The sequence below is a fragment of the Marinomonas dokdonensis genome (genome assembly GCF_052747885.1).
Map to the genome: position 1 here is coordinate 1 of NZ_JBRAND010000001.1, position 13,368 is coordinate 13,368.

Genomic DNA, 13,368 nt, shown 5'->3' on the forward strand with positions numbered 1-13,368 from the left:
GAAGCCTTCTGGAAGCGCAATCGAGACAACACCAAGGCCATCCTCGTTCACTTCAGCAGCGTTAAACACGCCATCCGCTGTGTCATCACCCACCAAGCTTAAGGTCGGTGCGGCCAACGCTGTAGTATCCAACGTTAAGCCATCCTCTAGCTCAGCCGTCGCTGTGTTACCTGCCGCATCCGTGACTTCCGCACTGATGCTGATCGCTCCGTCTGCCAACTCTGTTAAGTCAACACCACTGAACGTCCACTCACCCGTCTCGCTGTCTTTTTCTGTCAACGTCACCACAACTGGTGTCTCACCACCATCGCTCAACGTCACGGTCACGCTGACCGCGTCATCGTCCACGCCGTTCACTGTGATTGACGCCGCATCATTCGTTAAGGCATCCGCTACGCTGATGCTTAACGCTGTGTCGTCTTGATCCGCAGACAGATCCACGTCAATATCAATAGGAGTAGAGACAGTTGAAATATTTCCTGCTTTATCCGTAATGCTGGTTTCTAATACATCACCAGGCTCAACTTCCACTCTAACAACATACCCAGCTTCAATTTCTTCTGCTGTAAACTCATGCTCAACACCATCGATTGATAATGTGTCTGTTCTTGGATTGAAATCATCTGGCACACTGACTGTTACCGTTAAAGTACCGTCAGCTCCCAATTCATCAAGATTAATAACATCATCACTATTAAGGTCACCTAAGATTTCGACGATTGGCGCACCAACCTCAGTATCTACAAAATATACTCTTGTGGTGTCAGCAAATCCCTCTTGCCCAATAATGTTGCTAACAGAAACACTACCTAGAATTTCAGTATTAGGGTCAGCAGCTAGATCCGCACCAGAAACAGGAATCGAGAAACTGCCATCAGTCACCTCTCCCTTATATGTATTACCATTAATAACTAAGGTCACTTCACCTTCGTATTCAGCAAGGGTATCTACTTGAACTGAACCAGTGATATTTACAAGTCCACTAGCCTCATCACTATTAATAGCGGCATCAGATGTCACTCGATCAATGATAAAATTCACTTGTAATTCTGACTGATCAATAGAATGAAGAGACTCACCTACTGTTGTAACCGTATTTCCAGCCAAGTCTGATGAGGTTACTGATACTGTGAAGTCTGTATCAGCAACTAGGTCAACACCTTTTACATCAAGTGACCATTGGCCGTTTTCATCGACCACAGTTTCATATGTAAAGCCGTTGATAACAGCTTTAACGGCATCTCCAGTCTTTATGTCACCACCCGTTGCTTTACCAGTAACGAGAATATCTGATACAGCTTCAAGGGCTGAAATCTTGTCATCCTGAGTAATATCATCAACTGTCACGCTACCTTGCTCAGCCACTGTATCAACAAGATAATCAGCCGTTATAGCGTCTTTGCCTTGCAAACCATCCGAACTGAATGCAGTTACACTTGCAGAAACTTCATACTCTCCGTCTCCGTTTACCGAAAGAACAGAAACTGGAACGTCTACACTAAACACTCCATCTGCATCAACACTGCCACCTGGTACACGTACGATATAGGTTTCACCATTTACGACCAGACTTACCGATGCAAACGCATACTCATCGCCCGTCACAGAGCCCGTGATCGCAATGGTTTCTGCCCCCGATTCAACGGCGTTAATGATACTGTCGGATGCAATATCATCCAGAGTCAACTGAACATCAATTGACTCGGCACCTTCTGCCACGTCATTATCAAAAATACGTAGCGAGCCTTGCATATCCCCAAGCACAGCATCGCCTGTTACATTTGATAAGGTAACAAACGCCATTTCCATGTTTTCGACTTCAATATCATCGACAATTGGAATCTGTATAACAGCGGATGTTTGCCCTGCAGGAATGGTTATGGTTCCTGTGGCATTTTCGTAGTCTTCCCCAGCGGTCGCCCCCATTCCTAGCACATCATAATCAATCGTCACGTCTGTGGCGGATGGCTCACTCAATGACACTGTAAATTCTGCGTACTCTTGGCCTTCAACCGCGTAAACATAATCAATAGAGACAACTGGTTGAGTAGCTTCAACTGTGTCGTTATCAGTTATTTCTATACTAATATTTTCATCATAGAAGTTATCGCCAGTGATCACGGCATCAAGGAATTCTGCCCCTTCAATTTCCACATCATCAAAAATAGGGATTCGTACTTCAATAGAACTAGCACCTGCAGGAAGCTCTAAACCAAAGGTTGGCCACGCTACATCACCAATAAATTCAACGGAATTAAGTGTGGCCGACAACCAAGTTTCCCCACCGTCAGTGGAATATTCAAACGGCATACTAAAGTCATCAGCATATTCAGCAATCTGTTTACCAAGTTCGCCACTCAATGTTTCACTGGTAAAGGTGATATTGAGAGATTGCGCCTCATCAAAGGCAAGAGTACTGCTTAGGGTAAATTGGGCGTAGTCATCGCCTTCTGAGACAGGGTCTGAAATATTGGTTGAAAGGTGGGATTTATTAAGATCTAGCGCTACTGAAGAGCTTTCTGTGTATGACGCGGTCCAGTCATTGACAGTAAAGTCAAAATTTAAGCCCTCAAGGTCATAAGGGGTCAGATCTTCTTTGGTGATATTAATATAATAGGTACCATCGCCATTGTCGACGAGCTCACCTAAACCTTCAAAATCAGCACCTAAAGAAACGTTGGATACAACCAAGTTCTCTGAGAAAACTTGATTTACCTTAATACCATTTGCTAAATCACTAGCGTTAAATTCTAACCGCCCAGACTCTTTAACATCATTAAAATTATAACTAACCGTACCTTGGCTAAATTCAATAATATCTGGAGCTCTTTCATCAAATTCCTCAGGAACTCGGTCGCCAGCAAACTCTTCAATACTCTCTTTAACGTGCTCCATCGCAAGGGTTTCAAATTCGTTATACCCAAGCCCATCAGCAATTTCAGACTCACGTGTAAATTCAATACCCAAGGTTGCCAAAAGATCCGATAAATCTTCCTTGTCCATCGTTTCGATGTTTAAATTAACGTTCTCTAGGGCATCACGAACAGATTGAGAGATAGAAATTACTTCACTAACTTCTTCTAGGTTAACAAGGTCATTAGTCTGCAGTATGCCATCATCTTCTGCTGTATCTGTATCACTATCCTTCAAACCGTCTTGAATGGCTTGCAGAAAGATCGCCATATTCTCAACATAGTTATAATTTAGATCGTCTAACCCTATATCTGCACCTGTTTCAGCATCTACACCAGCAACATCTTGCAAGAACAGATAGTCACCATCAATCTCATCAGAAGTAACGCTACCAACAATTACACCACCCACCGAGAAAGTAATGGTATCCCCTTCATGGTATCGAAAAGAACCATCATCACCATCAGCACCAGTCAAACCAGTTAGACCACTTGATGTGGTATAAGTTAATCCGTTGACCAGTCCATCGACAAAATAGCCAGTGAACTCTTCAGCAACTTCAGTTGCGCTATCAGTCGAACTAGTTGAGGAGCTGCTAGATGAACTGGTTGAGGAGCTGCTTCCAGTATCATCATCAGAATCGATTGAGGATAGAGAAGTTGATATACCAAAACGACTACCCGTTTCACTTTCTGCGCCATTATAGGTAAAGCTAACTCGAGCCGTATAAACCGTGTTGGTATCATAACCAAAAATTGGTAAGTCACTGGTATCAAAACCTGTACCAATGGAGGCTTCAGATTGATTACGAGTTATACTTACATCAACACTATCTGCATTATCATATTCACCAGACTCTTCACCGGCAGCAGGGGCTTCTTGAGTTTGCGATGGATCCTCACCTGCCAAGATAGCATCTTGTAGAGCCTGAGCCTCGGCTGCAGATTCTTGGGCAAGAGCATCTAAGTCTTCTTGGTTATAGACTTCGCCATTAATATCAACCACATCACCAGGACCAAACTCAACATCTTCAGTCACCCCATCGAAGAAAACAATTTTTCCTCCAGAGGTATTATTGGCGACAATCACATCTCCAAAAAATATTACGCCACCGTCTTCTACAGTTCTAACCTCGCCATTCGCCGATTGAACCTCAACACTGCCATCATTGATTGCTAAGTAACCGATAGGTTTAACATTTACTTCTGTAGCAGGAGTCTGATTGTCGCTCATAACATTCACCTTTAAGTTGGTAAAAAATTTAGTTCCATAATTACTACTAATATTACAAAGCAAAGTACACTTATTACATTGTACTTTGGTACAGTTTTGTACCCATCGTTACACAACAGAACACTTAAAACGCATTTTTTTATTTACAAACAATCCAAATAAGCGTATGACCAACCACCCAATTTGCCATCACTAGCCTCTCAATCTATAATCCGCAGCAATTAATATTTTGCCCTCCGTATTTGAGGTATAAATATTTTTTATACTTATAAATTGTGTAACGGTCTCGATTTTTAACTTAATCGTCTTTTACGCATTTATTCCCCTCCTTTCCAAAATTCTTTCAGCACTCAGAAGGTAATAATGATCGACACAATAAAACGAGATTGGCTCTCAAACATAAAGGGCGACTCTTTAGCGGGTACAGTGGTGGCACTGGCCTTGATCCCAGAAGCCATCGCATTTTCTATTATTGCAGGGGTGGATCCTAAGATAGGCTTATACGCTTCCTTCTGTATTGCTGTTGTGATTTCTATTGTGGGCGGGCGACCAGGCATGATCTCTGCCGCCACGGGTGCCATGGCGTTACTGATGGTTACGCTTGTTAAAGAACACGGTTTGCAATACTTGCTCGCAGCAACCTTGCTCACGGGTGTCATTCAAATCATCGCAGGGTATATAAAACTCGGGGCCTTAATGCGGTTTGTGTCCCGCTCCGTGGTGACAGGCTTTGTGAATGCTTTGGCCATATTGATTTTCATGGCCCAGTTACCAGAATTAACCAACGTCACTTGGCATGTCTATGCAATGACGGCGGTTGGCCTTGGTATTATTTACTTATTCCCTCTATTACCTGTTATAGGCAAAGCCGTTCCTTCCCCATTAGTGTGTATCGTCTTACTGACCATGTTCTCTATGGTTTATGGATTAGATATCCGTACGGTTGGCGACATGGGTGAGCTACCAGACACCCTACCTGTTTTCTTATGGCCTGATGTCCCCCTAAACCTTGAAACACTAATGATCATTCTGCCCTATGCCATTGGTTTAGCTATGGTTGGCTTACTTGAATCCATGATGACAGCAACCATTGTTGATGAATTCACCGACACTACCAGCGACAAAAACCGTGAGTGTAAAGGCCAAGGTATTGCAAACATTGCCTCAGGTCTTTTAGGCGGCATGGCGGGCTGCGCCATGATAGGTCAATCAGTTATCAACGTGAAATCCGGTGGTCGTGGTCGTTTATCCACTTTCATCGCGGGTTTATTGCTTTTGATCATGGTGGTCTTCCTTGATGATTTGATCAGCCAAATCCCAATGGCTGCATTAGTCGCCGTTATGATCATGGTGTCTATCGGCACCTTCTCTTGGGAATCCGTCATTAATCTGAAAAAACACCCACTTTCAACTAACATTGTAATGCTGGCGACGGTATCCATCGTGGTGGCGACACATAATTTGGCGATCGGTGTATTTGTGGGTGTATTGCTGGCCTCACTTTTCTTCGCCAACAAAATTGGTCGCTTCATGGTGGTAAAAAGCAGCTTTGAAGAAGCAAGCCATCACCGTACCTATAAAGTTGTCGGTCAGGTTTTCTTTGCATCAGCAGATCAGTTCAACGCTGCGTTTGATTTTAAAGAAGCCGTGGAGAAGGTTACTATCGACTTATCTTCTGCTCATTTTTGGGATATCACATCCGTATCAGCACTGGATAAAGTTGTTATTAAATTTAGACGTGAAGGCGCGGAAGTCGACTTAATTGGCATGAATGAAGCCAGTGCAACCGTGGTAGATAAGTTCGGGGTTCATAACAAGCCCGAAGAAGTTGCTAAGTTGATGGAAGGCCACTAATTACGATTGGAGAGCATTATGAGTAATGTGATGGCATGTATTGACGGTTCTAGTTTATCTGAACACGTAACCACAGCATCGGTTTGGGCTGCCCTTACCCTGCGGTGTCACATTACTCTCTTGCATTCTTTGGAGAAACCTCCCACCCGAACCGCCGAAGACCTATCAGGGTCCATCGGCTTCGGCAGTCGTGAACACCTGCTTAATGAATTAATCACCCTAGAAGAAAAACGCTCTAAGCTGGCCCTAGAACATGGCAAGCTTGTGCTTGAGAATGCCGAGGCATTTGCCAAACAAGCCGGCGCTGAGCACATCCAATCTCTGCAGCGTCACGGGGATTTAATAGAAACCCTAACAGACCTCAAGGACGAAACGCGCTTAATCGTCTTAGGACGCCTTGGTAGCAACCATCCAATGGATGCCCATACGGTTGGCTCCAATATCGAACGGGTTGCGAGAACACTTGATAACCCTATACTGATCAGTGTCGGTGAATTTCAGCCCCCTAAAAGCTTTATGATCGCTTACGACGGCCGTGAAGCCGCTGACAATGCGATACAAAGAATCGCTAAAAGCCCACTCCTGAAAAACCTACCTTGCCATCTGGTAATGGCGGGTGAAAACAGCCCAGAGCGACAACAAAAGCTTGCCAAAGCAACGCAAATTCTTGAAGCAGAAGGCTTTGAGGTAACTTCTCATTTAGAATCTGGCAGTATTTTTTCCGTTATTAGCCATTACAGAGATCAGCACAATATCGAGCTAGTGGCCATGGGCGCGTACGCCCACTCCAAAGTCAGACAGTTTTTCGTGGGTAGTAACACCTCAAGAATGATCATTGAAAGCCCAATTCCCCTACTGATATTGCGATAATATCTCATCACTTTTGCCTGTTTAGCCTAGTAAGGCAAACAGGCTCTTTTCTACCAATATGACAATTCCATTAAATATCTGAATTTATGAATATATGGTTTTACATATATTGCAAAATTCGACTATCATAGCCCCATCATAGCTTATCCGATACATTCACCTTCGGAACTCTAATCTCGATACAGCAAAAGGTATTTTTATGACAATTAAAGTGGGTATTAACGGTTTTGGCCGCATGGGCCGTCTGTCTTTTCGCGCAGCCTTTGACTGGGACGATGTGGAATTTGTACAAATCAATGATGTTGCAGGGGATGCAGCTACACTCGCTCACCTAGTAAATTTTGATTCAGTTCACGGTCGTTGGCACCACAATGCAACAAGCCAAGACGGCAACATTGTCATTAACAACCAAACCATCACCTGCACTAAAAATCGCCAAATCAGCGAAACAGACTGGTCTCAGTGCGACATTGTTATTGAAGCCTCTGGTGTTATGAAGACCAAAGCGCTACTGCAAGCTTACCTTGACCAAGGCGTGAAGCGCGTCGTGGTCACAGCCCCCGTGAAAGAAGAAGGCGTGCTTAACGTTGTTATGGGCGTTAATGACGACCAATATGACCCAGCTAAACACCCAATCGTGACCGCTGCGTCTTGTACCACCAACTGCCTAGCCCCTGTGGTGAAAGTATTGCATGAGTCCATCGGTATTAAACATGGCTCCATGACCACCATTCATGACATTACCAACACTCAAACTATTATCGACGCGCCCCATAAAGATCTACGCCGCGCACGGGCTTGTGGTAGCAGCCTTATCCCAACAACGACCGGCTCCGCAACGGCCATTACTCATATTTTCCCTGAACTTAAGGGTAAATTAAACGGTCATGCAGTGCGCATCCCTCTAACCAATGCTTCCCTAACAGATTGTGTCTTTGAAATGGAACGTGCCACCAGCGAAGCTGAAGTGAATCAGCTTATGCGTGAAGCAAGCCTTGGTGAACTGAAAGACATTCTAGGCTATGAAGAACGCCCACTGGTGTCTATCGATTACAAGACTGACCCTCGCTCAAGCATTATCGATGCACCAAGCACCATGGTCATTAACGATACCCAAGTAAAACTTTATGTTTGGTATGACAACGAGTGGGGCTATGCCAACCGCACTGCGGAACTTATGCGTAAAGTAGGTCAACTTGACCTTTCGAATTAATCATTAATTTTACATAACAAGCGGTATCGAAACATGTTATCTCAGCTTTCTAGAAGTGTGCGCCAGTACCTTATCGTGACTGGCAACTATTGGTGTTTTACCCTCACCGATGGTGCCCTACGTATGCTCGTGGTGCTCTATTTTTATGGCCTAGGTTATGGTGCTCTCGATATCGCCTTGTTATTTCTGTTTTATGAAATCTTCGGTGTTATTACCAACCTTTTAGGAGGTTGGTTAGGTGCCAGATGGGGACTTAATCGCACTATGAACATTGGTCTTGGGTTACAGATCATTGCCCTAGCCATGCTTTTGGTGCCCACCACTTGGTTAACTGTGTTTTGGGTGATGTGCGCCCAAGCCCTATCTGGCATCGCTAAAGACCTCAACAAGATGAGTGCAAAAAGTGCCATTAAGGTGCTGGTGCCAAAAAATGAAACAGGCAAGCTTTACCAATGGGTTGCCATATTAACAGGCTCAAAGAACGCCCTAAAAGGCATGGGTTTTTTCTTGGGCGGGCTATTGCTAAGTCTCGTTGGTTTCCAAAAAGCGATACTTATTATGGCGGTTGCCTTGGTGTTCGTGTGGTTGTTTAGTCTATGGCAACTGGGTGAAGACCTAGGTAAATCCAACAGCAAACCAAAGTTTTCAGAGATTTTTTCCAAGAGCCGTGAGATCAACATTTTATCCGCCGCCCGCATGTTTTTATTCGGTGCGCGTGATGTCTGGTTTGTCGTGGCACTGCCGGTGTATTTAAGCAGCCAGTTCAACTGGGACCATTGGACAGTGGGAAGTTTTCTAGCCATTTGGGTTATTGCCTACGGCATAGTACAAAGCCTTGCACCCTATATTACCGGTAAGAACAGCAAAACAGTCCCCGGAGCAAAAGTCGCAACGTTTTGGGCATTATTACTGGCGATGATTCCAGCCATCATTGCGCTAGGATTGAGCTATTCCGATCACCCATTAAGCATACTGTTAACCGGCTTAATCGCTTTTGGTGCGGTATTCGCCATTAACTCTTCGCTGCACAGCTACCTAATTGTGCAGTTTGCTAGCCAAGATGGCGTTTCCATGGACGTTGGCTTTTATTACACTGCCAACGCCATGGGCCGCCTAATCGGCACCCTACTGTCCGGTTGGATTTATCAAGAATATGGCCTAGAAAGCTGTCTGTGGGTTTCTTTTGGCTTTCTATTTGTTACCAGCCTTATTTCCATGGCGCTACCCAATAAAAACCCTAAAGCTGCAAACGCTTAACCTTGTTTCAAGAGGTCTTAGTATGAGAAGTACTAAGATCTCTTGCGCAAGCAATAAAGTCTTCAACATCCGCTTGTTGCGTTTGGAATGACGTTACAAAACGCACCACACCTTCCTCCCAGCGACCAGTATAAAAACTAAAGCCTTGTGCCAATAACGCCTCAGCCATGCCAACAGGAAGTCTGCAAAACAACATGTTTGCCTGTGCTGGCGCAATAATTTCTACTCCTGCTATGCTGGCCATTCCCTTTTGCAACAAGGCCATCATGGCATTGGCATGACGAGCATTGTTTAACCAAACATCGTCTGACAAATAGCCCAACATTTGTGCTGATAACAAGCGCATTTTTGAATGCAAATGACCGCCACGCTTACGTAACAAAGCCAATTTCTGGGCAAGGTTCTTATCAAACACAACAATAGCTTCTGCCGCCATGGCACCATTTTTCGTGGCACCAAAAGAAACGATATCAATACCGGACTGCCAGGTCATTTGCGCAGGCGTACAACCCAAAGACACTAGAGCATTGGCAAAGCGTGCCCCATCCATATGCACCTTAAGCCCTTTACTGTGAGCAAGCTGAGAAATTTCTTGTAGCTCGGCAAGGCTATAGACACTGCCTATTTCGGTGACTTGAGAAAGACTTACAGCAGAAGGCTGTACTGAGTGTACATCTCCCATGCGCTTGTTTATCGCCTGCTCTAAGGCGGAGACGGAAATTTTTGCTTCCTCGCCAGCCACGCCGACTAAACGCGCACCATTGGTGTAAAATTCTGGTGCGGAGCACTCATCATTAACAATGTGGCTTTCAGGATGACACAACACACTCCCCCAAGGAGGCGTTAGCGCCGCGAGACTCAATACATTTGCTGCCGTGCCCGTGGACACTAAAAACACCGCCACATCACACTCAAACAGCTCAGCAAACATTTTAGTAACCTGTTCGGTTAAAGGGTCACCGCCGTAGGGCATAGCCTCCCCTTGAGCGGCTTTTATCATCTCAGCCACTACAGCTTCACAAGCCCCGGCAATATTGTCACTGGTCAACGCTAACCTCATCTTATCTCCCTAAATAGTCGCGACGGATGGAATTCACCTCGGGTTCAAAATAACACTTGCCTGTAAGCGCCTTTGTCCGTAGCGCGACATTTTTTCAAACTCTGCTCGGGCAATGGGCACGTACTGACAATCAAGGGGGCTGGCTGGATCATCTTGAGGCCTGCCCTCCTCATCTAAATCCGGGTCATGAACCAGAATACAATCTTCATCATAACCTGACATCACCACCCAATGGGGGACTTTTTTGCCATCCATTCGATAGGTACTGATTAAAATCAGCGCCAATGCTCCGTCATCAAAAGCCTGTAGCAACTGAGTCAGTGGCATGGCCTTGTAGTGCACCTCAAGCCTAGCGTCCTGACATTGTTTCGCAAAACTGTGATGCACGCGCTCGATCACGTTTTTCTTTAATTCATCCCGAACACTGTCTACAAACAGCGGCACATCATCACTCAACCAAACGCTGGCAGAAAGCCCTCGTCGCTGGGCAGCCAAAGCCAAGCCCATAGGGTGGCAACCACCGTGTCCAGAGGTCATAAAAATAGTGGTGGCCTCACGCCAAATTTCCAACTCATCATCCGGTGTCGCCTGATACACAGAATTCAACTGGGTTAACGCCATTTGCAAACAAGCAGGGCCACAGGAAAAAGGCGTACCTTGAGCCAACCAGGGCACGGCGCGCACGGAACGCATCCCTTCCACATGGCGGATTGGCTTTTGCATACGAATCGCATCGGTTTGATCTTCATAATAAGCATCATAATGACCAAACTCACGGAAGCCTAACTTATGATACAAGTTGATCGCCACTTGGTTATTTTCACTCACTTCCAGTCTCAGTACACTCTTGCCTAATTTAACCGCCTTTTTCTCACAGGCCACCAGCAATGTACTGGCAACCCCTAAGCCCCGACTATCTGGACTCACCGCTAAAGAATATAAACGTGCCAAGCGAGTGCCTTGACGTAAATGCAACAAGGCATACCCCAATAAATCCGTGTTTTGACCATCCTCACGGCCCGATACCAACAAGGCAGACCCTGCGGAATGAATCGCACGACGAAAGCTACGACGACTTAACCGGTCACCGCGAAAGGCTTGTTCTTCAAGGGTTAGCAATGCCGCAAGATCTGAAGTTTGAGCAGCACGAATAAACAGTTTGGGGGAAGGTTCTGGCATTATTTCGCCTCAGCAAAAGAGCACAACAAAATGAAAGTTCAACCTGTATAGCCCGTTTTTTGCGACACTTAAAAACAAGTACTACCGAGTCGAATCGACGCGGATTCTAGGACCATTTAATGGAAAAAGATAGTATAAAAAAACACCAAAAAAAGTTTTTTTAGCTCTTGTCAAAACACTAAAACAAGCGCAATATCCGCGCAAATATTGACCTCAATATTTCATGCATTTTGCCCTTCAGCAAGGCGGTTTTTCCCATACTTTCTACAAGGATAAACACAGCGAATGTCGCAAACTTACATTGTCGTTGATCAGGCCAAAGATTGGTCCGCCTTCTTACCCAGCGATCGAGTGATTACATTTTCTCAATACCTAAACTTGGCGACTAAAAGCCAAGGGCGCACCCGCATTATTAACCTATGCAAAAGCAGCAAATACTTGTCCGATGGCTACTACTGCTCATTACTTGCTGAAAGCCGTGGCCACCACGTTATGCCATCTGTTCGGGTGTTAAACGACATTAGCAAAAAGACCTTGTACGAAATGCAAGTGGCTCAGCTATTACCCTCTTTAAGCGAAAAACTTGGCACCCCAGAACAACCAACTGAGCTGCATTTTTACTGTGTGTTTGGCAAAACCACACAAACAGAAATGAAAGAGTTTTCCAGAAAGCTGTTTGAGTTTTTTGCTTGCCCAGTATTAAAGGTATCCCTGAAGTTTCGCAAAACATGGCAAGTAAGTGATCTACAGGTCGCTTCGCACAAACACTTGAATGATGAAGAAGAGACTCTGTTTGCAGAATCACTAGAAGCCTTTAGCACCAAGGTATGGAGCAAAGGCCGCACCCAACGTGCCGCTAAGTTTGATTTGGCCATGTTGGTAAACCCTGACGAAGCCATGCCGCCCAGCGATGCACAAGCCCTTAAGAAGTTTGTGCAAGCAGGTAAACAGCTTGGTATTCAGGTGGATATGATAGGTCCTAAAGACCTCATGCGCTTACCGGAATATGACGGTTTATTTATTCGTGAAACGACCAATATTGACCACCACACTTATCGCTTCGCGAAAAAAGCCGAAGCGGCAGGCTTAGTGGTGATGGACGACCCGCAATCGATCATGCGCTGTACCAACAAGGTGTATTTGGCTGATTTATTTAACACCCATAAAGTGCCTTGCCCAAAAACCCGCATTGTCCATAAAGGGGAGAAAGACTTAGAAACCTTACTTGAAGGTGCCATTAACTACCCTATGGTGGTAAAAATACCGGACGGTGCCTTTTCCAAAGGGGTTATCAAAGCCGAAAATCGTGAGTCTCTTAGCAAGAGTTTGGTAACTCTGTTTAAAAAATCGTCCTTGTTATTGGTGCAAGAGTATCTCTACACAGAGTTCGACTGGCGTATTGGTGTACTCAACAATAAGCCGATCTTTGCTTGTCGCTATTATATGGTGAAAGACCATTGGCAAATTTACCAACATGGTGAAAGCAGCAGTGAAAGTGGTGGTTTTGACACCCTACCTACGTTTGAAGTGCCAAGACGGGTTCTACAAGCCGCCATCGCGGCCACCAAGCCTATTGGAGACGGCCTATACGGTGTCGATATTAAAGAGATAAACGGTCGTGGTTATGTGATTGAAGTGAACGATAACCCTAGCATCGACCGTGGCGTGGAAGATAAATACCTAGGGGATGAGCTTTACATGCACATCATGTCCGAATTTTTGCGTCGTATGCAACTTAACCGCAGCCCGAACATCGCACACCACTAATCTGCCACAAGAAGCGTCAGCC

The 13,368-nt window shown here is 45.1% G+C and carries 8 protein-coding genes; 5 read left to right on the forward strand and 3 right to left on the reverse strand.

The genetic code is table 11. The features are described from left to right. On the reverse strand, nucleotides 1-4,146 hold a 4,146-nt coding region (locus tag ACUM5Y_RS00005), incomplete at its 3' end, for a retention module-containing protein (protein ID WP_445974795.1). 363 nt (nucleotides 4,147-4,509) lie between these two features. Here ACUM5Y_RS00005 and ACUM5Y_RS00010 point away from each other — a divergent pair. From ACUM5Y_RS00010 to arsJ, 4 genes are all read left to right on the forward strand, one after another. Next, nucleotides 4,510-6,000 carry a SulP family inorganic anion transporter gene (locus ACUM5Y_RS00010; protein ID WP_445974796.1) on the forward strand — a complete coding sequence of 497 codons (1,491 nt, stop codon included), beginning with the start codon at nucleotides 4,510-4,512 and terminating at the stop codon, nucleotides 5,998-6,000. Nucleotides 6,001-6,018: 18 nt separating this feature from the next. Further along, on the forward strand, nucleotides 6,019-6,870 hold the full coding sequence (locus ACUM5Y_RS00015; RefSeq protein WP_445974797.1) for a universal stress protein: 852 nt from the start codon (nucleotides 6,019-6,021) through the stop codon (nucleotides 6,868-6,870). A gap of 199 nt (nucleotides 6,871-7,069) precedes the next feature. Next, nucleotides 7,070-8,083 (forward strand): ArsJ-associated glyceraldehyde-3-phosphate dehydrogenase, encoded by a 1,014-nt coding sequence (locus tag ACUM5Y_RS00020; RefSeq protein ID WP_445974798.1) that lies wholly within the window; start codon nucleotides 7,070-7,072, stop codon nucleotides 8,081-8,083. Between the two features lie 33 nt (nucleotides 8,084-8,116). Further along, on the forward strand, nucleotides 8,117-9,340 hold the full coding sequence (gene arsJ, locus ACUM5Y_RS00025) for an organoarsenical effux MFS transporter ArsJ (protein WP_445974799.1): 1,224 nt from the start codon (nucleotides 8,117-8,119) through the stop codon (nucleotides 9,338-9,340). A 7-nt stretch (nucleotides 9,341-9,347) separates the two neighbouring features. Here the strand turns inward: arsJ and ACUM5Y_RS00030 are convergent, their stop codons facing one another. Then, nucleotides 9,348-10,400 (reverse strand): threonine aldolase family protein, encoded by a 1,053-nt coding sequence (locus tag ACUM5Y_RS00030; RefSeq protein WP_445974800.1) that lies wholly within the window; start codon nucleotides 10,398-10,400, stop codon nucleotides 9,348-9,350. A 33-nt stretch (nucleotides 10,401-10,433) separates the two neighbouring features. Beyond that, nucleotides 10,434-11,579 (reverse strand): GNAT family N-acetyltransferase/peptidase C39 family protein, encoded by a 1,146-nt coding sequence (locus ACUM5Y_RS00035; RefSeq protein WP_445974801.1) that lies wholly within the window; start codon nucleotides 11,577-11,579, stop codon nucleotides 10,434-10,436. 285 nt (nucleotides 11,580-11,864) lie between these two features. On the opposite strand from ACUM5Y_RS00035, the gene ACUM5Y_RS00040 reads away from it, so the two are divergent. Then, nucleotides 11,865-13,346 carry a RimK family ATP-grasp domain-containing protein gene (locus tag ACUM5Y_RS00040; RefSeq protein WP_445974802.1) on the forward strand — a complete coding sequence of 494 codons (1,482 nt, stop codon included), beginning with the start codon at nucleotides 11,865-11,867 and terminating at the stop codon, nucleotides 13,344-13,346. Nucleotides 13,347-13,368: the final 22 nt, after the last annotated feature.